Genomic DNA, 26938 nt, shown 5'->3' on the forward strand with positions numbered 1-26938 from the left:
GCCTGTATGGCCATAAATTCGTCTATAGCAAACGTATTGCACAAAAACGAATCACGAACTATATTGGCCGTATCCCAATCAGAACGGCCCGATGGCCGCCCCTAAAACAGGAGACATCGTGAGCAAACAATTCGCCTCGCACGCCGACCTCACTGACAAAGTCGTGTCGTTCGACAAACTTTCCGACAACGCTTATGCCTATACCGCCGAAGGCGACCCCAACACGGGGGTGATCATCGGCGACGAGGCAGTCATGGTGATAGACACGCAGGCAACGCCCGTGATGGCTCAGGACGTCATCCGCCGTATCCGCGAAGTCACCGACAAACCAATCAAGTACATCCTGCTGTCGCACTACCATGCCGTCCGGGTGTTTGGCGCATCGGCCTACAACGCCCAGGAAATCCTGGCCAGCCGCGATACGTACGACCTGATCGCCGAGCGCGGCGAGCAGGACAAGGCAAGCGAGATCGGACGTTTTCCCCGCCTGTTTCGCAATGCGGAGTCGATCCCGCCCGGCCTGGTATGGCCCACAATGACCTTTCAGGGTGCCATGACGGTCAACCTTGGCAATCTGGAAGTCCACCTGCTGCAAGTCGGCCGCGGTCACACCAAAGGCGACACCATCGCCTGGTTACCCGAACAAAAAATCCTGTTCGCAGGCGATCTGGTCGAATACCAGTCCACGCCCTATTGCGGCGATGCGTATTTTCGTGACTGGCCCACCACGCTGGACGCCCTCGCCGAGTTCGGTGCGGAAAAAATGGTCCCGGGTCGTGGTCCCTCCCTGAAGAACGCCACCGAAGTCCGCCAGGGCCTGGCCGGCACGCGGGCCTTTTTGACGGATCTGTATGGCGCGGTCAACCGCGGCGCGGCCCAGGGCAAAGACTTGAAGACGATCTACCGCGAGGTGTACGACTTCATGCAGCCACGCTATAGCGACTGGGTCATCTTCGATCACTGCATGCCTTTCGACGTGTCCCGTGCCTACGACGAAGCAACCGGCTACGACGACCCGCGCATCTGGACCGACAAGCGCGACATCGAGATGTGGAAACAACTGGAAGGCTGATTCATCTGCCCCAGTACCCGCACCGCACCAGGCCCGCGCACCGATCCCCTAGAGGAGACGGCGACGGGTCGTGACGAGCTTGCAGCTCGTCGCCAGGAGACACGGCGTGACCGACATGGATTACCAGGCGCTGGAGTTCGCCTATCAACCACACCCGGATCAAGTATCCCCCCGCCCGGCTTCGCACCGCGTCATCATCGTGGGTGCCGGACCGGTGGGACTCACCACGGCGCTCGATCTCGCGCACCGCGGCGTGCCCGTCGTTGTACTGGACGACGACTGCAAATTGTCCACGGGGTCCCGGGCCATCTGCTTTGCCAAACGCACGCTGGAAATCTGGGATCGCCTGGGCATAGGCGAACGCATGACAAGCAAGGGCGTGTCGTGGAATGTGGGCCGGGTTTTTTTCCGCGACGAAGAAGTCTGGCGCTTTGACCTGCTGCCCGAGCCCGGCCATCGACGCCCGGCTTTCGTCAATCTGCAGCAATACTACGTCGAAGGCTTTCTCTACGAAGCCGCCGACGCACACCCGCTAATTGATCTGCGCTGGAAAAGCAAAGTCATCGAGGTCACGCAACATGCCGGCCATGTCGAGGTGATCGTCGACACCCCTGACGGGCCGTACCCATTGCGGGGCGAATGGCTGATCGCCTGCGACGGCGCACGCTCGCCTACTCGCAAACTGGTCGGTCAGGAAAGCCATGGCCGCGTCTTCAAAGACCGGTTCCTGATCGCGGACGTCAAGATGGCGGCGGACTTTCCCGCGGAGCGATGGTTCTGGTTTGATCCGCCCTTTCATCCCAATCAATCGGTGCTGCTGCACATGCAGCCCGACAACGTCTGGCGAATCGATTTTCAACTGGGCTGGAACGCCGATCCCGCCGAAGCGATCAAGCCTGCCAACGTGCTGCCACGTATCCGCGCGCTGCTAGGGCCCAACGCGTCATTCGAATTGCAATGGGCCAGCGTGTACACCTTTGCCTGTGAACGCATGGAGTCGTTTCGCCATCAACGGATTCTGTTCGCGGGTGACGCCGCACACCGCGTCTCGCCCTTTGGCGCGCGCGGTGCCAACAGCGGCGTACAGGATGCGGAAAATCTGGCGTGGAAATTGCAGGCCGTCCTGGCAGGCACGGCACCCGAAACGTTGCTCGATACCTATCCCGCCGAACGCGAACAGGCGGCCGACGAAAATCTGTTGAATTCCACGCGATCCACGGATTTCATTACCCCGAAAAGCGAGGCCAGCCGTCACTTTCGCAATGCCGTACTTAACCTGGCACGTACGCATTCCTTTGCGCGCGGACTTGTCAACAGCGGACGCTTGTCGCTGCCCAGTACGTACCTCGATTCCCCCCTCAATACGCCAGACGACACCACGACGCAAGATGATGCATTTACGGGCCGCATGGTGCCCGGCGCGGTCGCCCTGGACGCACCGGTGCGCGATGCGGCGGGTCACGACGCGTGGTGGCTTTCTTACCTGGACGGCGACTTTGTGCTGGCAGTGTTTTGCGATGCACGTTCGCTCGACAGTGCGTCCCTGGCGGCATGGGAGGCACAGACGCCGCACACCACGCCTGTACGCATTGTGCTCGTCAATCTGGGCGCCGAGCCCTTGCATGCTCCCCCTTCCTTTGCGGTCGTGCAAGACACCAACACCTGCCTGGCACAACGCTACGACGCTCGCCCCGGCACCTGCTATCTCCTGCGCCCCGACCAGCACGTCGCCGCGCGTCGCCGTCATTTCGACGCCAGCGTCATGACCCACGCGTTACAACGCGCGCTCGGCGCCATTTGAGGTCCTTGCCATGCCTTTGATCACCGAACCCAACCTGCCTGCTCCCGACGCCTTTTACGAAACGTTGATCGACATCCACAGCGGCTTGACCGACGAACAAAGCGCCGAACTGAACGCGGCCTTGATCTTGCTCCTGGCCAATCATCTCGGCGATATGGACATTATTCGGGAAGCATTACTCTTGGCGCGGCGTTCTGTGGTGCCGGATTAAGGCGCATCGGCGAAGATATCGACCGTGATCGCCCGCAGCCATTGATTGCCGCTGTCGCGATGAAAACGCCGGTGCCAGTAAAGATTCGTCTGCAATGCCGGCACGCGCAATGGCGGCGCCAAAAGCCCCAGTTCAAAGTGCGCGGCGACACTATCGGCGAGTTTTTGTGGCACGGTAGCCAACAGGTCGGTCGCACTCACGATATGAGGCACAGCGGAAAAATGCGGCACACTGAAATGCGCATCGAGGGCGACGCCGGCTTTTTCCAGTGACTGATTGACCTGCCCGTGGGGGGCAGCGTGAGACACGACTAAATGCCGTTCGGCGCGAAACGCCTTCAGGCTCATGCCTTCGTGCGCCGTGGGATGCCCCCGGCGAAAAAGCGTGGCATAACCCTGACGAAACAACATGCGCTGCATGACGCCGCTACCCAGTCCCTCGAATGCGCCGATGGCCAGATCAATTCTGCCCGCGTCCATCTCGCGGCGCAGATCCGCGCCGGACAAATGCAATGAATCCATCCGTACGCCCGGTGCGTGACGAGCGCAGTGCTCGATCAGTCGGGGCATAAAGTAAATTTCGCCCACATCCGACATGGCAATACGAAACCGTCGCGGGCTCTCCTCTGCGCGAAAGTCGTGCCTCGCATCCAGCGTATGCGACAGGAGCGCCAGCGCCTCGCCCACGGGTCCGCCGAGTCGCTCCGCGTGAGGGGTCGGCTGCATGCCGTGCGTGGTCCGCACGAACAACTCATCGCCCAACACCGACCGCAAACGCCGCAAGGCATTGCTCACCGCGGGCTGCGACAAATTCAAGCGCCGGGCAACAGCCGAAATATTACGGTCCTCAAGCAAATGCTGAAAAATAACCAGCAGATTCAGGTCGATATTGCGTAGCTCCGCCATGCCTTGTCCTTGAGGTGTTACCTATATTCATAGAATTTATAGTCGATATTTTTATATTCCCATAGCCACACCACGATTTTTTCTCGACAATATGCACATCATCACGGCGCCGCCCGGCCGCTAGACAAGGCTACCGAATACGTGCGCCAGGAGACTCATATCATGTCCTTGCAATACCAATCTGGCTTTGGCAACGATTGGGCAACTGAAGCGCTGCCCGGCGCGCTACCTGTCGGCCGCAATTCGCCCCAACGCTGCCCTTATGGCCTGTACACCGAGCAGTTGTCCGGCACAGCCTTTACGGCGCCGCGCTCGGAGAATCGTCGATCGTGGTTGTATCGCATCCGCCCCAGCGCACAGCACTTGCCGTTCGAGCTTTTTACGGGTGCGCCGCGTTGGCTGAGCGAATTCGGCACCGGCCCGGTTACCCCGAATCAATTGCGCTGGAGCCCACTGCCGGTCCCCGATGCCCCCACAGACTTCATCGCAGGCGTGCAAACCTGGGGCGGCAATGGCAGCCCAGGCGAGCAAAGCGGCGTCGGCATCCACCTCTACGTGGCCAATCGATCCATGCAGGATCGTGTCTTCTATAACGCCGATGGCGAGCTATTGATCGTGCCGCAACAGGGACGACTGCGCCTGGTCACCGAACTGGGCATGATCGACCTCGAGCCCCAGGAAATCGCCGTCATTCCGCGCGGCGTCCGGCTACGCGTCGAACTCCCCGACGGTCACGCTCGGGGCTATATGCTGGAGAACTTCGGCGCCGCGCTGCGACTGCCGGAGCTCGGACCGATCGGCTCGAACTGCCTGGCCAACGCGCGCGATTTCCAGACACCGACAGCCTGGTACGAAGATGTCGACGGTGACTTTGAACTGATCGCCAAATTCACCGGCGGGTTCTGGCGTGCGACCATTGATCATTCGCCGCTGGATGTGGTGGCCTGGCATGGTACACACGCCCCTTACAAATATGATCTACGTCACTTTAATGCGGTGGGCTCGATCGGCTTCGATCATCCCGACCCGTCGATCTTCACCGTGCTGACAGCGCCGTCCGACACGCCGGGCACGGCCAACATCGATTTCGCTATTTTCCCGCCGCGCGTACTGGTCATGGAAGACACGTTCCGCCCTCCCTGGTTTCACCGTAACGTGGCCAGCGAATTCATGGGGCTGATTCACGGCGTCTATGATGCCAAAGCGGATGGATTTTCCCCAGGCGGTGCCAGCCTGCACAACTGCATGAGCGGCCACGGTCCCGATGCGGACACCTTTGAAAAAGCCAGTGCCGCGGACACGACACAAGCCCACTACATCCGCGATACGATGGCATTCATGTTCGAGACGCGCCGCGTTATTCGCCCCACAGAACAAGCACTGGCTAGCGCCGCGCGGCAAGACGACTATTACCGATGCTGGCAGGGCCTGAAGAAGCACTTCAACCCCACCACGCCTAACTGATCTATCGCCATGACAACTTTGAACGAAACCCACGACACCGCTCTGACCAGTTGGGTCACGACCGCTAATGACGACAGCACCGGTTTTCCGATACAAAACCTGCCATTTGCCGTGTTTCGCAAACAAGGCACACAAGGTGCCTTTCGTCCCGGCGTCGCCATTGGCGATCGCATCGTCGATCTGGCCGCCCTCGCCAAACTGAACGTTTTTGAGGGCCTGGCTGCCCAGGCGCTGAACACCTGCACCGGCGATAGCCTGAACGCACTGATGGCGCTGGGCCGCGATCACTGGCGCGCGCTACGCCTGGCCCTATCACGCGCGCTGCGCACCGGTTCCCCCCTGCAAGCGCAAATCGAGCCGCTGCTGTCGGCTCAGGCAGACGCCGAGTACACCACGCCTGCGCGCATCGGCGACTACACCGATTTCTATATTTCGTTGCACCATGCGACCACGATCGGCAAGCAGTTTCGCCCCGACAATCCGCTGCTGCCCAACTATAAATGGGTGCCGATCGGCTACCACGGCCGCGCCTCCAGCCTGGGCGTCAATCAGGCATTTCCGCGCCCGGTCGGACAGACGCGTCCCACGGCCGAAGGCGAGGCGCCCCAATTCGGCCCCTGCCAGCGACTGGACTATGAGTTGGAATTGGGCATCTTTGTAGGCACCGGCAATGCGCAAGGCGATCGCATTGCACTGGATCAGGCCGATGAACACGTATTTGGCCTGTGCATCCTGAATGACTGGTCGGCACGCGATATCCAGGCGTGGGAATACCAACCGCTGGGACCATTTTTGGCCAAGAATTTTGCGTCAACGATCTCGCCCTGGATCGTCACGCTCGAGGCGCTGGAACCCTTCCGGACGGCCTTTACCCGAGGCGCTGGCGAACCCCAGCCACTGCCCTATCTGTCGTCGGATACCAATCGGGCCCGCGGGGCCTACGACGTGCGAATGGAAGTGCTGATAACCACGCAAGCATCGCGCGCCGCTCGACATGCACCCGCCCATTTGTCGGCCAGTAATTTCAGTGAGGCGGGCTACTGGACGGTGGCACAGATGATCGCACATCACACGGTCAACGGCTGCAATCTGCAACCTGGCGATCTGCTGGGCAGCGGTACGCTATCAGGTCCGCAACCCAGCGAAGCGGGCTCATTGCTGGAATTATCCAATGGCGGCAAGGCGCCGATCGCCCTGCCCTGGGGGGAACAGCGCACGTTCCTGGAGGATGGCGATCAGATCATCATTCGCGCCGAGTGCCAAAAAGCCGGTTATCCCCGGATCGGATTCGGGGAGTCCGTCGGCACGGTGATGCCCGCCCGCTAAGGGGCCTGATCACTAACGCGCCCGAGCACGCCGCAATCGCTCGCGGCTGTTGCTCAGGTGAGTTCGCATGGCCGCGCGAGCATCGTCGGGCGCCTGGCGCGCAAGGGCATCATAGATGTCTTCGTGCTCGCGATTGACCCGCGCGAGGTACTGCTGACGGTCTTCGTCGGCAATACGGGCCGAATTAATGCGCGTGCGGGGAATAATGGCCGACCCCAGATGCGACATCAGATCGGCAAAATAACGATTGTCCGTGGCCTGTGCGATCAGCAGATGAAAGCGAAAGTCCGGCGTGATCGTATCGCCCTCGGTCGCCAGGCTGTGGCAAAACTCGTCAAGCGCCTGGCGCATCTGGGCCAACTGCACGTCAGTCCGGCGCTGCGCGGCCAGGCCCGCCGCCTCGCTTTCGAGACAGATACGTAACTCGAGCAGCACCAACACATCGCGCACGGTGGCCAAGTCTGCCGGATCGACACGAAAATCCGCACTATCGCTCGGCTTGAGTGCATAGGTGCCAATCCCGTGATGGGTCTCAACCAAGCCTGCCGCCTGCAATCGGGACAAAGCCTCGCGCACCACGGTACGACTCACGCCGAATTGCCGCATTAACTCGGATTCAGTCGGCAGTTTTTCACCGGGCAGGATATGCCCGCCCCGGATCCGATCGGACACGTCTTCAACCAGGCCCTGCGCCAGGTTGCGAGGCCGACGCGGAGCAGAAGCCTGCAAGTCTGCGAAGTGGGTCATCAAGGGATACCCCGGATAAAAGTGCACTTGACGTGAAAATTCTGGCCTCATTATACTGCCCTAAGTTGTACGACAACGTACATGTTCGACACGCAACACTGTCCCGCTCACGCATCAGTCAGCCTACGCCCTTGCTTCTGCCACCCCCAGCCGGAATGCCCGCATGACCTCTTCCCCTCCGCCCGCCCAACATTGCCACCGTCTGCTGATTACGGGCGCCGCGGGAGGCCTGGGCGGCGTTCTGCGAGAACGACTACGCCCCTACGCCGAGGTAAGGCGTCTGTCGGATATCGCCCCGCTCTCGCCGGCGGCAGAGGGCGAGGAAGTCGTCCCTTGTGATCTGTCCGACCTGCAAGCCGTCATCGCGCTGGTCCATGACACGGACGCCATCGTCCATCTGGGCGGCGTGTCGGTCGAGCGCCCATTTGAGGAAATCCTGCCCGCCAATATCCAAGGCACCTATAACCTGTATGAGGCGGCGCGCCTGAATGGCGTACGGCGCATCGTTTTCGCCAGCTCGAACCATGTCACCGGCTTTTACCGGCAAGACGAGGTGCTCGACGCGGCCACGCCACCGCGCCCCGATGGCTACTACGGCATCAGCAAGGCGTTTGGCGAGAATCTATCGCGCTTTTATTTCGACCGTTATGGCATTGAAACAGTGTGCCTGCGCATCGGTTCGTCCTTTCCAAAAGCACGCGATCGACGCATGCTGGCGACCTGGATGAGTTACGACGACCTGCTGCAACTCGTCGTACGTTCGCTCTTCACGCCTGACGTAGGCCATACGATTGTCTATGGCGCCTCCGCCAATCGCGATCGCTGGTGGGACAACCATCTCGCCCAGCATTTGGGCTTCGCCCCCAAAGACTCGTCCGAGCCGTTTCGCGCCGAAGTCGAAGCCCAACCCACGCCCGACCCCAACGACCCTGCGACGCAATACCAGGGCGGCGCCTTTGTCAAAGCCGGGCCGTTCAACGCATGACTGAACAGCCATGCATCGAGCGGCTGGGAGACCTCCTGTGCACGGTCGGAGAAAGTCCGGTCTGGCATCCCGGTGACCAAGCGCTGTACGGGACCGACATCCCGGCACGCCGACTGTGGCGCTATACCCCGGCCGATGGCCAGATCTGCCAGTGGCAAATGCCCGAAATGGCAGGCTGTATTGCGATGTCTGCAACGGGGTGGCTGGCCGCCATGGAAACCGGCCTGTACGCGTTGCCCGCGCTGACGCCGGATCAGCCCAAGCCCCAGGCCACCCCATTGACTACGGTCGACCATGCCGCGCCCAACATGCGCTTTAATGACGGTCGGTGCGACCGGCAAGGGCGATTTTGGGCCGGCACAATGGTTCAGGACATGTCACTGGCCAGCGACGCCGGTCGCTTGTATCGCTATGCGGATCGCAAGCTGACCATCCCGCTCGCGGCCCCCTTCATCGTGCCCAATGGCATGGCGTTCAGCCCCGATGGCGGCAAAATGTATCTATCGGACTCGCATCCTGATCGCCAGAGGGTCTGGGTATTTGATTACGACAGGGATGTCGGCGTGCCGCATCACGGCCGCGTATTCATCGAACGACTGCCTGCGGGCCGTCCGGACGGCGCGGCGGTGGATCAGGACGGCGGCTACTGGATATGCGGTAACGATGCCGGCATGCTGTATCGCTACACCCCTGATGGCCGGCTGGATCGCAGCCTGGCCCTGCCGGTTGCCAAGCCCGCGATGTGCGCGTTTGGTGGTGCCCGCCTAGACACCTTGTTTATTACTAGCATTCGCCCTCCCCACGCCGCAAAAGACGCGCTGGATGGTGCGTTATTCGCCTTCATACCCGGCCCCTGCGGCCTGGAGGAATCTGCTCACATCGGCTAGCCCCCGAGATGCCCCAATAAACGGGCCGCCACCCAGGCCCACACTGGCACCAACGCAGTGCCCGCAGCGATTTCCACAAGAGTCGAGTCGACAACGTACTCCCAATCCGGAGGTAGACAATGCTGTGCTTTACCCTCAAGCGCGCCACCGTGGCCGCGCTCAGTGCCCTGACCCTGTCGGCAGGCGCAATCACCCAAGCCGAAACGCTGCGTTCGGCCGATATCCATCCCAACGACTATCCCACCGTACAGGCTGTGCGCTATATGGGGGAGTTGATCAAGAAACGCACTGACGGGCGTATCGAAGTCAAAATTTATTCGGGCGGCGCGCTGGGCAGCGAAGGCGACTCGATCGAACAGGTCAAGCTGGGCGCGTTGGCCATGACACGCGTGAGCAGCGCGGCCATGCACAATATCTGCCAAACCACCCGTGTTCCGTCGTTGCCCTTTTTGTTCCGTTCGAAGGATCATCTACACAAAGTGCTCGACAGCGATATCGGCGACGAAATCCTGAAGTCTTGCGAAGACGCCGGCTTTGTGGGCCTGGCCTGGTATGACAGTGGGGCACGCTCGATGTATTCGGGCGAAAAACCCATCAAGACCAAGGACGACGTGCGCGGGATGAAGATCCGCGTGCAACAGTCAGACTTGTCGGTCGCCATGATCGAAGCGCTGGGTGGCAACGCCACACCCATGCCCATGGGCGAGGTCTACACCGCACTGAAGACCGGGCTCGTCGATGCCGCAGAAAACAACTATCCCAGCTATGAGAGCGCGCATCACTACGAGGTCGCGAAGTATTACTCGTTGACCGAGCACACCATGACACCGGAGATGTTGTTGTTCTCGAAACGCCAATGGGACAAGCTCTCTGATGCGGATCGCGACATCATCCGCAAGGCCGCCCTGGAATCCGTGCCCTACATGCGCAAACTCTGGAGCGAACGTGAAAACACTTCACGCGCGGTCGTCGTCAAAGCGGGCTCGGAGATCATCGAACCCGATAAGGCCTCGTTCCAGGCCGCCATGGCGCCGGTATACGAACGGTATGTCACTACACCGGAAATGAAAGACCTGGTGTCTCGCATCCAGGCAGTTAAATAAGGAAGAGTCATGTCTGCCCAAGCGCTTTCATCTACGGAAGGCAGCGGCAGCACACTCGCACGGGTCTTCAATGGCTACGCACAGTTGTGCGCGGCCATCGCTCGACTCTGCATGGTGCTAAGTGTGATCGGGGTGATATGCCTGGTCGCCGCTGTATCGTTCCAAGTATTTGGCCGTCACGTCCTGAACAACACCCCGACCTGGGCCGAAAGTCTATCGTTACTGCTTGTGTTGTACGTGACGATGCTAGGGGCCGCCGTTGCCGTACGCGACGCGAGTCATATCGGTTTCGAGTCCCTCGCCGACCTGTTGCCCGAAACAGGCAAGCGCCGCCTGCAGATAGTGGTGCACCTGCTGGTATTGCTGTTTGGCGCATTGATGGCGTGGTATTGCGGCCAGTTGGCCGAATCGGTGCATAGCTACAAGATTCCCAATCTAGGCTTGTCCGAAGGCTGGAAATATATCCCCGCCACGTTATCTGGCGCGTTGATCGTCCTATTTTCGATAGAGCACATCATTGCCCTGTTGCGCAATCAGGAGGTCGTTCCAGCATGGCACTAACACTCCTATCTCTGACGTTCATGGGCTTTCTGGTGATCGGGGTGCCCGTCGCTTTTGCGATCGGCCTGGCCTCGATATCGGCCATCGTGTACGAAGATCTGCCTATCGCGGTGGCGTTTCAGCAGATGACCTCGGGCATGAACGCCTTTTCGTTTCTGGCCATTCCGTTCTTTATCTTTACCGGTGAATTGATGCTGTACGGCGGCATTGCCGACCGCATCGTGACCTTCGCGAAGTCGACGGTGGGTCATGTCCGCGGCGGGCTCGGCATGTCGAACGTGTTAGCTTGCACGCTGTTTGGTGGCGTATCGGGATCGCCGGTCGCAGATGTCTCGGCGATGGGCTCCGTGATGATCCCTATGATGAAGCGCGAGGGATATCACGCCGATTACGCGGTGAACGTCACCACCCATGCGGCGTTGGTGGGCGCCCTGATGCCGACCAGTCACAACATCATCATCTATACGCTGGCCACCGGCGGCAAAGTCTCGATCGCCGCACTGATCGCCGCCTGCGTCGTCCCGGCCGTTATTCTGACACTGTGCAATCTGGCGGCGGCCTATCTCGTGGCTCGCAAACGCGGTTATCCCGCTGGCACATTTCCAGGATGGGCGATCGTGTTGCGCTCACTGGTCGCAGCGACACCGGGCCTGTTTGTGATCGTGCTGATTATCGCGGGGATTCTGAGCGGCGTATTCACAGCCACCGAATCCGCAGCGATTGCCGTCCTGTACTCACTGGCGTTAACGGCGTTGGTGTACCGCTCGTTGAATTGGGACCAGTTCATCCGCGCCGCCGCCAAAGCCGTCAAAACCACGGGTATCGTGCTGCTGCTGATTGGCATCTCGGCCACCTTTGGCTATCTGATCGGGTTTTACAGCGTCGCGGAAAAGACAGGCGAACTCATGTCGGCCATTTCGAACGAACCCTGGGCGATCTTTTTGATGGTGAATATCGCGCTATTTTTGCTGGGCACTTTTCTGGATATGGCGGCGACCATTCTCATCTGCACACCGATCTTTCTACCGATCTGCATGCAGTACGGCATGAGTCCCGTGCAATTTGGCGTCGTTATCCTGATCAATTGCGCGCTGGGCTTAAATACCCCACCTGTGGGTACTGTGCAATTCGTCGGATGCGCAATCGGCAAAGTATCCGTCGGTACCGTCATGCGGACCATCTGGCCGTTCTACGGCGCACTGATTGCGGCACTGGGACTGGTCACCTACGTGCCGACGTTCTCCTTATGGCTGCCGGAGCTACTGCTCAAATAAATAGGCAACAGATCTCTTGCGGCGGACATCCGCCGCAAGAGATTGCCAGGCGCAGCAATGGTGAGGCCGGGCTTTGTCAGGCCTGCAGGACCTTGCCCGGGTTCATCAATCCCTGCGGATCCAGCGCCCGCTTGATGCGCTTCATCAGGCCCAGTTCCAGATCGCTCTTGTAGTGCGGCAGCTCGTCGCGCTTGAGCTGGCCAATGCCATGCTCGGCGCTGATCGAACCGTTGTGGTCGATCACGCTACGATGCACGATGTCATAGATGTCTTGCTGCAGGACCAGCAAATCGGCCTCGGTCTGGCCCGGCGCACGCGCCACGTTGTAATGCAGATTGCCATCGCCCAGATGGCCAAAGACCACGTTGCGCACCTTGGGAAAGCGCGCTTGCAGCAACGCGTTTGTCTTGTGCACAAACTCGGCAATGGATGAAATCGGGATCGACACGTCGTGCTTGACCCCTTTGCCTTGCTCGGCCTCGGCCAGCGGGATGCTTTCCCGCAAATGCCACAGGGCACGGCTCTGCGCCACGCTGGAGGCAATCGCCGCATCCGTGACCAGGCCGGCCTCGATGGCCTCGCCCAGCACCGATTCGAAACGCTCGCGGGCGTGGATCTCGCTTTCGCTATCGGAGAGCTCGAGTAATGCAAACCAGGGCGATTGTGTCGACGCGCCCTCAAAAGGTAAACGTTGTTGCGGAAACAGACTCACCACGGTCTGCAAACAATCGCCCGCCATCAGTTCGAAACCCGTCAGCGCAGCCCCGAAACCCAGGCGCGCGCGCGACAGCAGCTCGACGGCGGCATCAATCGAGTCCAGTGCCAACAAAGCCGTGCAGGACGCCACCGGGCAGGGATAAAGTTTGAGGGTGGCGGCCGTGATAATGCCCAGCGTGCCTTCGCTGCCGATATACAAATCACGTAAATCGTAACCAGTGTTGTCTTTGCGCAGCCCCCGCAGACCATTCCAGACCTCGCCCTCGGCCGTCACGACCTCGAGTCCCAGCGCCAGTTCGCGGGCATTGCCATAACGCAGTACCTGCGTGCCGCCCGCGTTGGTCGCCAGGTTGCCGCCGATGGTGCAACTGCCCTCGGCCGCCAAGCTGAGCGGGAACAAACGCCCCGCGTCGGTGGCGGCCTGTTGGACTGCCTGCAAGATACAGCCCGCCTCCACCGTGATGGTGTCATTGTCGGTATCGATGGCTCGAATCTGATTCAGCCTCGCGGTCGACAACACCACGGCCAGGCCCGTGTCGTCGGGCGTCGCGCCGCCACATAGACCCGTATTACCGCCCTGCGGCACGACCGGCGTACCGTGCTGCGCACACAAACGTACTGCTTGCGCGACCTCGTCGGTCGAACCTGGGCGAATCACCGCCAGGGCGGCTCCCCGATAGCGGCGACGCCAATCCTGCACATAGGTTTCGGCGTCAGCACCGGTCAATACGTGGGCAGTCCCCAGGGCGGATTGCAGTGCGTTCAGTAAGCTCATGGACACGACCGTGATCGAAGCACCTGGCAAGCCAAACTCCAGGCGACATTAAAAATGTGAGTTATTTATTGTAAGACGTGCCTGCTGCGCGCGCGCCCACATGACAAACGAATCGAGGATAATACCCCTCACATTCGCCCCCCGCGGCGTAGCACCATCCGATCTTGCAACCAGGAGCACGCTTGAAATCCACCCGCCAGTACCCTGACTCTGTTTTCAAGGCCTACGACATCCGCGGCACTGTCCCCGATAATCTCAATGCCGACTTCGCGCGTGCATTGGGTGGCGCTCTCGCAGCACAAGCGCACGCACACGGCGTTTCGACGCTGGTCGTGGGCCGCGATGGCCGCCTCAGCAGCGAAGAGCTCTCACAAGCCCTGCAGGACGGCATTCTTGATGGTGGCATCGACACCCTCGACATCGGCCAAGTGCCTACCCCGCTCGTGTACTACGCGGCATATACCCAAGAAACGGGCTCCGGCATTGCCATCACCGGCAGCCACAATCCGCCGCAATACAACGGTTTCAAAATGATGATGGGTGGCCGGGCGCTCTATGGCCCGGATGTGCTGGCGCTGCGCGATGCCATGAATGCCGCGACGGCCGATGCCCCGCCGGTCACCCAGCGCGGCACGCGTCGCGAGCTCGACCTGATTGACGAATACGTCCAACGCATCGTGGGCGACGTCAAACTGGCACGGCCACTCAAGATCGCCATTGACTGCGGCAATGGTGTTGCCGGCGCCGTGGCGCCGCAATTGTTCCGCGCATTGGGTTGCGACGTCACCGAACTGTACTGCGAGGTCGATGGCACATTCCCGAACCATCACCCCGATCCCGCTGACCCGCATAACCTGCAAGACCTGATCGATCACCTGGCCCGTACGGATTGCGAGATTGGCCTGGCATTTGACGGCGATGGCGACCGCCTGGGCGTGGTCACCAAGAATGGGCAAATCATCTGGCCCGATCGCCAACTCATTCTGTTTGCGCGCGATGTGTTGACGCGCTGCCCCGGCGGCACCATTATTTATGACGTGAAATGCAGCCGTCATGTGGGCCTGGCCGTCCAAGAGGCCGGCGGACAACCGCTGATGTGGCAGACCGGCCACTCTCTCGTCAAGGCAAAGCTCGCTGAAACGGGCGCCCCACTGGCCGGCGAAATGAGCGGCCATATTTTCTTCAAGGAGCGCTGGTACGGTTTCGATGATGGGCTATACACGGGCGCTCGCCTGCTCGAGATCATCTCGCGCGAGGCCGACCCCTCGCAATTGCTCGAAGACTTGCCGCAAGCGCTGTCCACGCCCGAGCTCAAGCTCGAAATGGCGGAAGGCGAGCCCTTTGTGCTGGTCAAGGCCTTGCAGGAAAAAGGCAATTTCGACGGTGCGCTGCGTGTCGTAACGATCGACGGCGTTCGTGCCGAGTACGCCGATGGCTTTGGTCTGGCCCGCGCATCGAACACGACGCCCGTCGTGGTGCTGCGCTTTGAGGCAGATACGCCCGAGGCCCTGACGCGCATTCAGGACGCCTTCCGCGAGCAACTGCTGAAACTCGCTCCCGGCGCAACGCTGCCGTTCTAGGCTCGAGACACCTCGATCCGATCAAGCCCGTTCGCGGTCATACCGAGGACGGGCATTTTAACAACGACCGATATATCTCCAGATGTTGACGACACACATCTTCGATATCGAATTCGCGTTCGGCAAGGGCACGCCCGGCACGGCCCATTTCCTGCCGTAATGCCGTGTCATTGGCCAAGCGGCCAATGGCCTGCGCCAGCGCCTGGGCGTCCTGCGGTGGCACGAGCAAACCCGTCCGATCCGGCTCGATCGCATCGCGGCAACCGGGCACATCTGTGGTGACGACCGCGCGGGCGCAAGCGGCCGCTTCGATCAACGAGCGTGGCAACCCCTCCCGGTACGAAGGCAAGACGGCGATATGCGCGGCCGCATACAAATCCGCGATGTCGCGACGCTCTCCGAGGGCTTCGATAATGCCCTCTTGCTGCCACGCATCAACATCGGCTTGCGACACAGATGCCGGATTACCCGGATCAATCCCGCCTGCCAACAACATCCGTACCCCCGCCCCTTGGCGTTGCAACGTCCTGGCCGCCTCGACAAACTCCAGCACGCCCTTGTCGCGCAGCAAACGCGCGACCATCAGCGCCACCACGGGTGGCGGTGGCTCGGCGACCGCGGCATAGGCCGACAGATTCACGCCCGAGCCTCGAATCATCACGACCTGCTCGTCACGTAGCGCGCCCAGTTTGCGCAACGATTCGCGATCGCTGGCGTTCTGAAACACGACACGGCTGTTCCCATGCCCCAATGCCAAGCGATACAACGTGGCCACCACTTGGCGCACCAGCGCCGCCTTGGCGCCACGCGCCACAAAGACAAAACCCAAGCCCGAAATCGCCGACACCATAGCGGGCACCCTGGCCAGGCGGGCCGCGATACCGCCATACAGCACGGGTTTGATGGTCACGAGATGCACCAATGCAGGCCGCAAAGTACGAAAAAGACGATACAACGCCCAGACGGTACCCAGTTCTTGCACGGGATTCTTACCGCTGCGCGTCATGGGAATCACGTGATGCGTCAATCCATGCGCCAGAATCTGCGGCACGCTGTCGCCCGCCATCGTCGCGACGTGTACGTCATAACCCGCGTGCTGCGCCGCCAACGCCAAGGGCAAACGATGCGATAAAAAAAACGCCGGGTTATTCACTACGAACAACAAACGAGATGCAGTCATCGAGACTCCTGCGCGATGCGACGCCACACGGCGTCATACGCCGCGACCATATGCGCCAAATCAAACTCTGCCAGTACACGATCCCGACCGGGATCGCCCACCGCCTGACGACCGCGCACGGCAATATTCTCTAGTGTGCGGGCGATCCCCTGGGCGAGCGCCTCGGGCTGCTCCGGCGGCACCACCACCGCGGTTTGATCCACAATGTGCGCGGCGTCGCCCACATCGGTCACCACACAAGGCGTCCCGCAAGCCATCGCCTCGGCCACCACATTGGGAAAGCCTTCGGCGCAACTGGACAACACGTGAATGTCGAGCGCATTCATCACGGCGGGTACTTCATCACTGGGGCCCGCCAACAGGACCCGATCCCGCAAGCCTAGGCGGTCAATCAATGCGGCAAGCTCGGCGTTATCGGGCGACATGCCGCGCCCCACCAGCACACAGCGCAACTCGGGAAAACGCTGCGGTCCGCCATCATGCACCAGCGACGCCATCGCACCCAGCAGGTTGGCGTGGTCTTTCAGGGGATCCCAGCGCGCCACGCAGCCAATCACCGGGACGTCGTCCCCGACTTGCCACGATTGACGCACACGCTGGCGCGCCTCGGCATCCGGCTGATAACGCGACAAATCATAGCCATTGGCAATAACCACCAACCTCTCGGCACGATAGCCGTATTGCTCGTGCCGTACCGCGGCATCACGCGCCGCGCACACGATCGCTGCGGGAACACGTCCGGATAGCAACGCGCATAACTTCAGGACCGCGCGTGCCGAGCGACTGCTGCGTTGTAGGTGTGCGCCGGAATTGCGTATTCCCCAGGCCAGCGCCCGGATCCCCGCCAGGCGCGCGGCCAGGCCACCGATCAGGTCGGCGTGATACATCCACGTCTGCACGGCATCGGGCTTGCCCGCTATCAGCAGCCGGCGCAACGTCAAAAAATCACTCAGACTGACGCGGCCGCGCGCCATGCCTAGGGTATGCACGGTCACGCCGGCCGCGCGCAAACGCTCGCCGTAGACGCCATCGTCAGTCAACGACACGACCGTATGGTGAACGTGCTGATCGGGATAGGTGGCCAGACGAAATAAGACGGCTTCGGCACCGCCCTGCCCCAGTCCGGTGATCACATGCGTAACGCGCAAGACAGCGGGTGAATTCATGAGGTCTCTCGGACACGAGCGAACAAGGTATCCCATTTTGCCAACACGGCAGGCAAAGCGTAACGGCTGCGCACGGACTCGGCCGCACGCGCACCCAGCGTTTGGCGTAAGGCGGCGTCGGACAACAGGCTGCGCAATCCCTCACGCAACTTCTCACGATCTCCCGCCGGCACCAACACGGCATCCTGGCCATCGCGCGTCATTTCACGCGGACCGCTTGGGCAATCGAACGCTACGCAAGGCAGTCCCAGCGCCATCGACTCCAACAAGACATTGGGAAAGCCTTCCACCGCAGAGCTCAGCACAAAGGCCTGCCCCTTGGACAATTCATCCCACGGGGATTCCGTACGTCCGGGCAACTGCACGCGATCCGCCAGGCCGGCGGCCGCGATACGCGCCTGCAACGCGTCACGGTCAGGCCCCTCGCCCCAGATGCAAAGGTCCCAATCCGGGAACTCATCGGCGAGCTGCGCAAACACGTCAATCAATAAATCGAATTGTTTGGCCGGCACCAACCGGCCCATGGCCAGCAGGCGCTTGCGCGACACGTTGGCCTGCGTATCGACCAAGGGGGCATCCAGCAATTCGGGAGGCAGGGGGTTAGGGACAACCGGCATATCTTTGATACCAGGCACGGCACGCGCAAACGGCGCCACCGTATCCTCAGCCTGCACGGTCACCATGTCTGCGCGCGGATACAGCAAACGTCGCAATGCGCGCCAGACGCGACCCGTCGTCAACTCTGCAACGGGATTGGTACGCTCACACACAATCAGCGGAATATCGATTTTGCCCAACCCCCGCATGGCCAGAATGGCGGCCACGTTAACGTTGGTCAGGAACGACACCACCACATCGGGTTTGCGCTCCAGGATCAGTTTGCGCAATTCACGCAGCCGCTGCCACGCGGCCCATAACCCACCGCTGCGCGTGCCCACCCGATCCGCCAGCCAAATCAGGCTCACATCATCGGAAACCGGATAAAAGCAAGTGCCCTTGGACGAATAAGTGGGCACGAGAGTCACGGCATCACCGCGATCGCTCCAGGCGTTGACCAAAGTGGCGGCCACCCTTTCCGCGCCGCCCGCATGCATGGAACTGACCAGGAGCAATACTTTCATCGTCGAGAATCCTTTTCGCCAGTCATGCCGGCGTGATAGCGGTCCAGCCAGGCTTGCGTCATCAGCACGCCCCACAAACGACTGTCCCAGTTACGGTGACCCGAGATGTGCTCGCGCCATTTCTGCAAAATAGGCTCGGGTTCAAACCACCCCTCTTGCCGCAGGCGAGCCGGATCCAGCAGAGACTCGGCCCAATCCCGTAACGGCCCTCGCAACCAGCTTGCCAACGGCACCGCAAAGCCACGCTTGGGGCGGTCCACCAAAGATTGCGGGACGTGGCGATGCAGCACCTGGCGCAAGAGCCACTTGCCCGTATTGCCGCGCACCTTGTACTCGAACGGCAAACGCCAGGCGAACTCATACACGCGATGATCCAGCAAAGGAACGCGAGTCTCCAGGCTGACCGCCATGGCAGCGCGATCGACCTTGACCAGGATGTCATCCGGCATATAGGTCACCGTGTCGAGCTTCATCATCACATCGAACAGCGAGCCCCCCATGGACTGCTCAAACAACGACGGGGGCTCAACGCCACCCTTGACGATCTGGCCCGGGTCTGCCCAATACGAGACGAACGTGCGATAGAACTCGCCTTGCGTGTCAGCGCGCAGCATCTCACCAAGCTTGCTGACTTTGCCGCGCCAGGCGCCACGGCCCGGTAGCGCGCCGGAGGCGGTCATCATCGCGCCCAACGCATGGCGCGCGGGTCCGGGGATGCGTCCACATTTTGCCCACCAGTCGCGCACACGTAGATAACGGGAATACCCGCCGAACAACTCGTCGCCGCCGTCGCCCGACAGGGCCACCGTGACATGCTGGCGCGCCATGTGAGTCACCAGCGACGTCGGAATCTGCGACGAGTCAGCAAATGGTTCGTCATACATATCGGCCAGTGTCGGTACGACGGCCAGCGCATCGTCCGCCGTGACATAGAGCTCGGTGTGATCCGTGCCCAGATGCTGGGCCACGGCCTTCGCGTGTTCGGCCTCGTTGTATTTTTTCTCGTGAAAACCAATCGCGAACGTTCGCACCGGTTGCGAACTTTGCGCCTGCATAAGCGCCACGATCGTCGACGAATCAATTCCGCCCGACAAAAATGCGCCCAAGCTCACGTCAGACAACATCTGTCCGCCAACGGCCTTCGACAGAATGGCTTCCAGTTCATCGGTAGCTTGCTCATCCGATGCAAAACTGCTCCGTGTCTGCAATCCCTGATCGGCCATTTGCAGCGCCGACCAATAGGCGTGATGTGGCGGCACCCGGCGCGCACGCATATCCGCCTCGGAGATTTCGAGCCACGTGCCCGGCGGCAGTTTGTAGATCCCCTCATAAATCGACTGTGGCGATGGGATGTAGTTATGCCGCATCAATGAGGCCAGGGCGCTACGGTTCAGTTCGCGGCCAAAACCCGGAATCGGCATCAGTCCTTTTAACTCCGACGCGAACACCAGGCTGGCGCCCGTATAGCCGTAGTACAAGGGTTTTTCGCCCATGCGGTCACGCGCCAGCGTCAGGGTACGACGCTCGCGGTCCCAGAGCGCCACGGCAAACATGCCCACCGTGGCTTGTAACGTGGCTTGAACGCCCAACGCGGCAAAACTGGCCAACACCGTCTCGGTATCCGAATGGCCGCGCCAATCAGGCGCTTGGCCGGCCTGCTCAAGGCTCGCGCGCAATTCCAGGTGGTTGTAGATCTCGCCATTGAGCACCAGGACGTAGCGACCGCAAGCCGACACCATGGGCTGATGTCCTGCTTCGGTCAGATCCAGAATGGCTAGGCGGACGTGGGCCAGTGCCACATCGGCGGCCCGATCTTCCCATTGTCCTTGGCTGTCCGGGCCACGATGCCGCATGCGCCGGCAGCTTTCGGCCAACACCTGCGTCTTGTCTTGCAAAGAGCCCCAAATTCCGACTATTCCACACATGATGTTTTCTTCCGTGCTTGTCTGGACGGCGGCCGGGCGAGGCTATTTCTCCTGCCCACGCACATCGTCGAAAAGTTGTTGCCACAAACCCAGCACCCGCTGGATGGAAAATCGTTCACGCGCTTCGATCGCGTGTCGCGCCAGCGCCTGTCGGGCCGCGTCATCGCTCATCAGCTTCGTCAACGCCGCGGCCATGGCAGGCACATCTCCATTGGGCCGCACCAGTACCCCATCGATACCCTCGCGCACCACCTCGCGCGGCCCAGTATCGCAATCAAAGCACACCGCCGCGAGGCCGCTCGCCAACGACTCAAGCAAGGTATTGGACAGCCCCTCGAAACGGGAGGTCAACACATAAAGATCCGCGCTCTCGTACCAATCGCCGACATTACCTACCCGGCCCGGCATCGCGACGCGTGCCTGCAGCCCGGCGGCGTCGGCCTGTGCTTGCAAGCGCGCACGCTCGGTCCCCTCGCCCAGAATGATCAGATCCCAATCCGGATGCTGCCCCGCGACGGACGCAAAAGCCTGGATCAGCAAGTCGAACCCTTTATCGGGGTGCAAACGTCCGACCGCCAGCAGGCGTCGACGGCCCTCGGCCGGCGGCGGCATCTGCACGGGTTCAGCGCGCGACAAGGGCCAGTGTACGGGGTTGGGAATCACGGCGAGCTTGCATCCCGGTACGTGCTGCGCCAGCCAATCTGCCGTACCCCGCGTCAGGGCGACGACAGATGCCGCGTGCGGATAAGTCACGCGTCGCAAGCGCTGCCACAACCCCGACAGCGTCTGAGACGGCGGATGGGTGTGCTCGGTAGCAATCACTTTGCAAGGCAACCCCCGTGCCGCCATCACCGCCAGCACCGAGGCTGTCGTCATCATGCCCAACACGATATCGGGCTGAAAATCGCGCAATACCCGACGCAAGGCGCGCACGCGCCGTACATTCGCCCAGATGCCCCGCAACCCGCCGCCCCCGCCTGCCGTGTGCAAGATTTTGCGCTGTACGGCGGGATGTAAAGCGTAGGCATCGTCCTGCGCATCCGCCTGCGTCACCAGCGAGACCTGCCAACCCGACTGCGCCCACTGCGCGCTGAGATCCGCCGCGACGCGCTCCGCGCCGCCGCCGTGCAGCGAGTGAATAAAAATCAGGACACGCGGCTCACGCATGACTTGCGAATCCATCAGGCAGCCTCCTTGGGGGCCGGCGGCTCATGGCGCCTTAAGGCGACCACGGCATAGCACGTAAATGACAAGGCATACATCGCCGCTGTGGCCAGCATAATCCCTGTCACGCCCATGCGCGGCGCCAGCACCGCATTCATGGCCGCCTTGAGCAGAAAATTCGCCACAGCGATCGCCGCCATCACACGATACCGATTCTGACTGGCCAGCAATTGCACCAAAATCAGAACACCAAAATAAAACGGCAGTTGCAGCAATCCCCAGCGCAATACCTCCGCCACCGCCTGCGTATTGTCCGCGGTAAAGGCGCCGCGCTCGTACAGCAGGGCAACGCCCCACGGCGCCAACACCCAGGCGATCGCAACCGCCACGGCGCCCGCCCCCAGCATCAACCCCGACCACTTCAATGCCATGGCACGCGCCCGAACGGCATCGCCCCGGCTTTGTATATCGGCCAGCACGGGCAACGCAGCCCGGCCCACCGACACAGCGCCGATCCCCAACAACAAGGACAACAAACGGCTGGCATACCCCAGCGTGGCGTTGGCGTTATCGCCCAGGTTCGCCGCCGTGTATTGGTCCAGCGGCCCCACGAAGCTCATCGCCACTTGGCCCACCAGCATGATGCCTGCGGCGCTGAGCAACTCGGGCCAATGCGGCGACTGCAGCGACAAGCGCGGCGACCCCCAGAACCCCTTATCCGCTCGCGCGGCCAGCCAGGCCAGCCACACCGCCTGGATGGCATAGCCGACCAGTGTGCCCCACAGTAAGGGCGCCACGTCTTGCTCCGTCGTCACGGCCAGCATCACCCAGGCCAACGTAGCAATGGCGGGAACGCTATCGAGCAAGGTATTGACGTGACGCTCGTGCGAACGCAGTCGCGCGCCGCTGATACCCGCCATCAGCACAAATACTGTCACGGGGACAAAGGCCACCAACAGCTGGGTGCTCATGTTGGCTACCTGCACCGACAGCCCACTGCCCAACCACTGCAGCACCCACGGCCAGGCCAACGCGGTCAATAGCGCCAGCGCTACGCCCACCAGCAGCATCCAGCCCTGAAGTTCACGAATAAATAAATCGCGCTCCACGCCGCCCTTGCGTCGCAGCCGCACCAGTACCGGAATCAGGACCACCCCCAGCACGCCCACGATCGTGACCGGCAGCCAGGTGGCCATCGTCATGGTGAACTGATACGCGTCTACGGCATCGCTGACGCCGTAGCGGTAGGCCACCGCCATTTCCTTGAGAGCGCCGGCGGCCTTTCCCAAAATAAGGAAGATCGCCACCCGAAACGCAGCCTTGAAGATCCGCTGATGATCAGGGTGGATTGCGTTGACTTTGCGTATAAGCGCTTTCAAAAATTTCCCCACCCCGCGCCGGAGCAACGCCCCCTCGAACGGGGGGATGTTGCTCGTGGGGCGGCTCGGTACCGAATGATCAACGCAGGAATTTCGTATACCAGGGCATGGCGGTTTGCAGGCCACGCTGGATATCGAACTCGGGCTGATAGCCCAGCAGCTTGCCGGCCTTGCCGATATCGGCCTGTGAGTGACGTACATCACCGGCGCGGAAATCCACATACACCGGTTTTTTGTCGTACTGCACGCCCTGTTCAGCCAATGTTTTCGCCAAAAAGTCGTATAGCTGGTTCAGCGTGGTGCGGCCGCTATAGGCGACGTTGTAGACCTGATTGATGCCCTCATCGGACGCTAGCGCCGCCAGCAGATTGGCCTGTACCGCGTTGTCCACAAAGCAAAAATCGCGGCTGGTTTCGCCATCACCGTTGATCTGCACATCGTCGCCACGAATCATGGCCGATGTCCATTTGGGGATCACCGCGGCGTAGGCGCCATCGGGGTCCTGGCGCTTGCCAAACACGTTGAAGTAGCGCAAACCGACGCTGCGAAAACCGTACGACCGCTCAAATACGTCGGCGTACAGTTCGTTCACGTACTTGGTGACCGCGTAAGGCGACAGCGGATTGCCGATCGTGTCTTCGACCTTGGGCAAGGCGGGGTGGTCTCCGTACGTGGAACTGGACGCCGCATACACAAACGTTTTGACCTTGGCATCGCGTGCCGCCACCAGCATATTCAGAAACCCGCTGATGTTGACGGCGTTCGTCGTGATCGGATCATTCAATGAACGCGGCACCGATCCCAGCGCCGCCTGATGCAGCACGTAGTCCACACCCTGCGTCGCCTGCTGGCAGATCTCCAGGTCGCGGATATCGCCTTCGATAAAGGTGAATCGCTCCCATTGCGCAGGCACTACCGAGTTGCGCACCTCATCGAGATTGTGCTGATGACCCGTCGCGAAATTATCCAACCCCACGACCGTCTGATCGAGTTTGAGCAGCGTTTCCAACAGATTGGACCCGATGAATCCGGCGCAGCCGGTGACGAGCCACTTGCGCGGGGTTTGACGTAGATCTTGCTGGATGCTTTCGTAGCGTTCGCTCATACCTTCTCTCTTTTTACAAACGCAGATCGGATTCGCTGGAGGTCAGCACGTACTTCAGGTCGTACAACACGTGCTTGGCCTTGCCCAGCTTGCGGATCTCTGCGGCGCCCATATTGACGAACTGCTCGTGCGACACCGCCAGGATGATAGCGTCATAGTGGCCCTGCTTGAGCTCCGACACGGGCGTAATGCCGTATTCGTGCACCGCCTCTTGCGCATCGACCCAAGGGTCATAGACGTCGACGTCGACGTTGTATTCGCCGAGTTCTTGCACGATATCCACGATACGCGTGTTGCGTAGATCGGGGCAGTTTTCCTTGAAGGCCAGGCCCATCACCAGAACGCGCGCACCCTGCACATGGATGCGCTGCTTGGTCATGCATTTCACCAATTGCGACACCACGTAGCCACCCATCGAATCATTCAGCCGACGGCCGGCCAGGATGATCTCGGGGTGATAACCGATGGACTGCGCTTTGTGCGTCAGATAGTACGGGTCGACGCCGATGCAGTGTCCGCCTACCAGACCCGGACGGAACGGCAGGAAATTCCACTTGGTGCCAGCGGCCTCCAGCACGGCCTCGGTGTCAATGCCCATCTTGTTGAAAATCAGGGCCAGCTCGTTGATCAGCGCAATGTTGACGTCGCGCTGCGTGTTTTCGATGACCTTGGCAGCCTCGGCCACGCGAATGCTGGATGCCTTGTGGGTGCCGGCGGTGATGATCTCGTTGTACAGCGCATCAACCAGGTCCGCGATTTCGGGCGTCGAACCGGCAGTCACTTTTTTGATGGTGCTGACGCGGTGAGCCTTGTCACCCGGGTTGATACGCTCGGGGCTATAGCCCGCGTAAAAATCCTCGTTGAATTTCAGGCCCGACACGCGCTCCAGTACAGGCACGCAGTCTTCTTCAGTGGCGCCGGGATACACGGTGGACTCGTAAATGACAATGTCGCCGCGCTTGAGCACCGCACCGATCGTCTCGCTGGCCTTGACCAGCGGTGTCAAATCGGGCTGCTTGTATTCGTCAATGGGCGTGGGCACGGTCACGATGTACACATTGGCCTGGCCCAACTCGTCGCGCTCGGCGGTGTACGTCAGGTGTTTGGCTTCGGCCAACTCGTCATCATCGACCTCGAGCGTGTGGTCGTGACCACCCTGCAGGGCCTTGATTCGTTTGACGTTAATGTCAAAACCAATGACTGGGCGCTTCTTGCCGAACTCTACGGCCAACGGCAACCCGACATAGCCCAGGCCAACCACGGCAAGTTTTACATCATCGATACGCAAGATCGCTCTCCCTTTGCCGCGTTACGATCACGGCATTTAAAATAGGTACGGGGAAAATTTTAACAACGGCCCTTGACCCGCACAGGCCTTTCATCAGGACAGTCAGTGCGCGCGCGGCAACAACAGCCAACCCGGCCGACGCCACGACACCAGCCTGACATATAACCAAATATAGGCGGCGGCAAAGACACACAAGCTCAGGGTCAGTATCCAGGCGTTGTCCCACCAGATAGTGGCCGGCACCAAGCCGATCAACGCCAGCACCCACATATAGGGCGAAGCCAACGCGTTGCACAACGCCGGCACGGCATGGCGACGCTTTCGGCTGAACGTCACGCGCACCAGGCGCCGGAAAACCAATTGATGCAAGTGCAGCGCATCGGGCTGATCGACCGGCACGCCACGCTTGAAGCGCCTGCGCCAGATGGAAAAACCCGTTTCAAAAACCGGATAAAACAAGACGGCCAACGCATAGAACGGCGACACCGATGGATTGCGAACCACCAACAGGACTGCCAGCTCCGCCAGCATGAACCCCAGGAAATAAGCGCCGCCATCCCCCAGGAACACTCGGCCGAACGGAAAATTCCAGACCAGAAAGCCCAGCGTTGCCGAGGCCAACGCCGCCGAAATCATGAAGATGGGCATATCGTTGACCTGCAATGCGACCAATGCGATGGACACTGCCATCAGCGTGGCCACCATGCCAGCCAGGCCATTCATGCCGTCCACAATATTCAGCGCATGGGTACAGCCCCCCACGGCAAACATCGTAAAGATCAGCGAGACGGGCCAAAACGACAGCACCCAGTCCACCGGCGCAATCCCAACGCGACTGACGCCGCCCAGCAACCACCATGCGATGGCCGCGGACAGGAAAGCCGCCAGCAGACGCTTGCTGGCGCCGATGTCTTTAGTAATGTCTTCGAGCAGGCCCGCGACAAAAACCGGCAACGCCGCGACAAACAGGGCGGGCCACAGCCAAGTCAGCGTCATGTTGCTGGGCCCCAGCACCAACAGGCCCGCCAGCGATCCCGCCAACACAGCTAGTCCGCCCACGCGAGGCGTGGCGCGAGTGTGCGAGGCCTGCGGCTTGCTAAGGTCGCTGTCGCCGGTAAACGCGCCGTGCCAGCGTTCGGAGGCTACGATCAGCCCTCCAACCATGAAGGCCACCACGCAGATATACAACCAAGTCACAAAAA

At 60.9% G+C, this 26938-nt stretch carries 23 protein-coding genes; 11 read left to right on the forward strand and 12 right to left on the reverse strand.

What is annotated here, in order from left to right; translation table 11 throughout:
* Positions 1 to 118: 118 nt before the first annotated feature.
* From ACYVDM_RS07200 to ACYVDM_RS07210, 3 genes are all read left to right on the forward strand, one after another.
* A complete protein-coding gene (locus tag ACYVDM_RS07200) occupies positions 119 to 1072 on the forward strand; it encodes an MBL fold metallo-hydrolase (protein WP_415791793.1) in 954 nt (317 codons plus the stop codon).
* 106 nt (positions 1073 to 1178) lie between these two features.
* Positions 1179 to 2873, forward strand: coding sequence for an FAD-dependent oxidoreductase (locus tag ACYVDM_RS07205; protein WP_415791795.1), 1695 nt, complete (start codon positions 1179 to 1181; stop codon positions 2871 to 2873).
* 10 nt (positions 2874 to 2883) lie between these two features.
* The gene (locus ACYVDM_RS07210; RefSeq protein ID WP_415791797.1) at positions 2884 to 3084 is read left to right on the forward strand and encodes a DUF2783 domain-containing protein; all 201 of its coding nucleotides are present in this window, start codon (positions 2884 to 2886) and stop codon (positions 3082 to 3084) included.
* Here ACYVDM_RS07210 and ACYVDM_RS07215 read toward each other — a convergent pair.
* Positions 3081 to 3989, reverse strand: coding sequence for a LysR family transcriptional regulator (locus ACYVDM_RS07215; protein WP_415791799.1), 909 nt, complete (start codon positions 3987 to 3989; stop codon positions 3081 to 3083). The genes ACYVDM_RS07210 and ACYVDM_RS07215 overlap by 4 nt on opposite strands.
* 162 nt (positions 3990 to 4151) lie before the next feature.
* Between ACYVDM_RS07215 and hmgA the strand changes: the two genes are divergently transcribed.
* Both hmgA and fahA read left to right on the forward strand, forming a co-directional pair.
* Positions 4152 to 5453 (forward strand): homogentisate 1,2-dioxygenase, encoded by a 1302-nt coding sequence (gene hmgA, locus ACYVDM_RS07220; protein WP_415791801.1) that lies wholly within the window; start codon positions 4152 to 4154, stop codon positions 5451 to 5453.
* Between the two features lie 9 nt (positions 5454 to 5462).
* Positions 5463 to 6779, forward strand: a complete 1317-nt coding sequence (gene fahA / locus ACYVDM_RS07225; protein ID WP_415791803.1) for a fumarylacetoacetase — start codon at positions 5463 to 5465, stop codon at positions 6777 to 6779.
* 12 nt (positions 6780 to 6791) lie between these two features.
* Here the strand turns inward: fahA and ACYVDM_RS07230 are convergent, their stop codons facing one another.
* A complete protein-coding gene (locus ACYVDM_RS07230) occupies positions 6792 to 7526 on the reverse strand; it encodes a FadR/GntR family transcriptional regulator (RefSeq protein ID WP_415791805.1) in 735 nt (244 codons plus the stop codon).
* Between the two features lie 163 nt (positions 7527 to 7689).
* Here ACYVDM_RS07230 and ACYVDM_RS07235 point away from each other — a divergent pair, with 163 nt between their 5' ends.
* The 5 genes from ACYVDM_RS07235 (at position 7690) to ACYVDM_RS07255 (ending at position 12336) form a co-directional block, all read left to right on the forward strand.
* Complete coding sequence (locus tag ACYVDM_RS07235; protein ID WP_415791807.1) at positions 7690 to 8511, forward strand: NAD-dependent epimerase/dehydratase family protein; 822 nt, start codon at positions 7690 to 7692, stop codon at positions 8509 to 8511.
* Entirely contained in the window at positions 8508 to 9398 is an 891-nt protein-coding gene (locus tag ACYVDM_RS07240; RefSeq protein WP_415791809.1) for an SMP-30/gluconolactonase/LRE family protein, read from the forward strand. The genes ACYVDM_RS07235 and ACYVDM_RS07240 overlap by 4 nt, the downstream gene beginning before the upstream one ends.
* A 119-nt stretch (positions 9399 to 9517) precedes the next feature.
* Positions 9518 to 10501, forward strand: coding sequence for a TRAP transporter substrate-binding protein (locus ACYVDM_RS07245; RefSeq protein ID WP_415791811.1), 984 nt, complete (start codon positions 9518 to 9520; stop codon positions 10499 to 10501).
* Positions 10502 to 10612: 111 nt separating this feature from the next.
* A complete protein-coding gene (locus ACYVDM_RS07250; protein WP_415791944.1) occupies positions 10613 to 11062 on the forward strand; it encodes a TRAP transporter small permease in 450 nt (149 codons plus the stop codon).
* On the forward strand, positions 11053 to 12336 hold the full coding sequence (locus ACYVDM_RS07255; protein ID WP_415791813.1) for a TRAP transporter large permease: 1284 nt from the start codon (positions 11053 to 11055) through the stop codon (positions 12334 to 12336). Before ACYVDM_RS07250 ends, ACYVDM_RS07255 begins: the two co-directional genes overlap by 10 nt.
* Before the next feature lie 76 nt (positions 12337 to 12412).
* On the opposite strand, the gene ACYVDM_RS07260 is transcribed toward ACYVDM_RS07255, so the two are convergent.
* Positions 12413 to 13828, reverse strand: coding sequence for an FAD-binding oxidoreductase (locus ACYVDM_RS07260; protein WP_415791815.1), 1416 nt, complete (start codon positions 13826 to 13828; stop codon positions 12413 to 12415).
* Between the two features lie 182 nt (positions 13829 to 14010).
* On the opposite strand from ACYVDM_RS07260, the gene ACYVDM_RS07265 reads away from it, so the two are divergent.
* Entirely contained in the window at positions 14011 to 15408 is a 1398-nt protein-coding gene (locus ACYVDM_RS07265) for a phosphomannomutase/phosphoglucomutase (RefSeq protein ID WP_415791817.1), read from the forward strand.
* Positions 15409 to 15445: 37 nt separating this feature from the next.
* Here ACYVDM_RS07265 and ACYVDM_RS07270 read toward each other — a convergent pair whose 3' ends face one another.
* The 9 genes from ACYVDM_RS07270 to ACYVDM_RS07310 form a co-directional block, all read right to left on the reverse strand.
* Positions 15446 to 16588 carry a glycosyltransferase family 4 protein gene (locus tag ACYVDM_RS07270; protein WP_415791819.1) on the reverse strand — a complete coding sequence of 381 codons (1143 nt, stop codon included), beginning with the start codon at positions 16586 to 16588 and terminating at the stop codon, positions 15446 to 15448.
* Complete coding sequence (locus ACYVDM_RS07275; RefSeq protein ID WP_415791821.1) at positions 16585 to 17754, reverse strand: glycosyltransferase family 4 protein; 1170 nt, start codon at positions 17752 to 17754, stop codon at positions 16585 to 16587. The genes ACYVDM_RS07270 and ACYVDM_RS07275 overlap by 4 nt, the downstream gene beginning before the upstream one ends.
* Positions 17751 to 18875 (reverse strand): glycosyltransferase family 4 protein, encoded by a 1125-nt coding sequence (locus ACYVDM_RS07280; RefSeq protein ID WP_415791823.1) that lies wholly within the window; start codon positions 18873 to 18875, stop codon positions 17751 to 17753. The genes ACYVDM_RS07275 and ACYVDM_RS07280 overlap by 4 nt, the downstream gene beginning before the upstream one ends.
* On the reverse strand, positions 18872 to 20800 hold the full coding sequence (gene asnB / locus ACYVDM_RS07285; protein WP_415791825.1) for an asparagine synthase (glutamine-hydrolyzing): 1929 nt from the start codon (positions 20798 to 20800) through the stop codon (positions 18872 to 18874). The genes ACYVDM_RS07280 and asnB overlap by 4 nt, the downstream gene beginning before the upstream one ends.
* A gap of 42 nt (positions 20801 to 20842) precedes the next feature.
* Positions 20843 to 21982, reverse strand: a complete 1140-nt coding sequence (locus tag ACYVDM_RS07290) for a glycosyltransferase family 4 protein (protein WP_415791827.1) — start codon at positions 21980 to 21982, stop codon at positions 20843 to 20845.
* On the reverse strand, positions 21982 to 23343 hold the full coding sequence (gene murJ / locus ACYVDM_RS07295) for a murein biosynthesis integral membrane protein MurJ (RefSeq protein WP_415791829.1): 1362 nt from the start codon (positions 23341 to 23343) through the stop codon (positions 21982 to 21984). Before murJ ends, ACYVDM_RS07290 begins: the two co-directional genes overlap by 1 nt.
* A gap of 79 nt (positions 23344 to 23422) precedes the next feature.
* A complete protein-coding gene (locus tag ACYVDM_RS07300) occupies positions 23423 to 24448 on the reverse strand; it encodes an SDR family oxidoreductase (protein ID WP_415791831.1) in 1026 nt (341 codons plus the stop codon).
* Between the two features lie 13 nt (positions 24449 to 24461).
* Entirely contained in the window at positions 24462 to 25736 is a 1275-nt protein-coding gene (gene tviB / locus ACYVDM_RS07305; protein ID WP_415791833.1) for a Vi polysaccharide biosynthesis UDP-N-acetylglucosamine C-6 dehydrogenase TviB, read from the reverse strand.
* A 102-nt stretch (positions 25737 to 25838) separates the two neighbouring features.
* Positions 25839 to 26933: an MraY family glycosyltransferase gene (locus ACYVDM_RS07310; RefSeq protein ID WP_415791835.1), complete on the reverse strand. Its 1095-nt coding sequence runs from the start codon at positions 26931 to 26933 to the stop codon at positions 25839 to 25841.
* Positions 26934 to 26938 lie beyond the last annotated feature (5 nt).

This window comes from Bordetella tumulicola, from assembly GCF_054779135.1.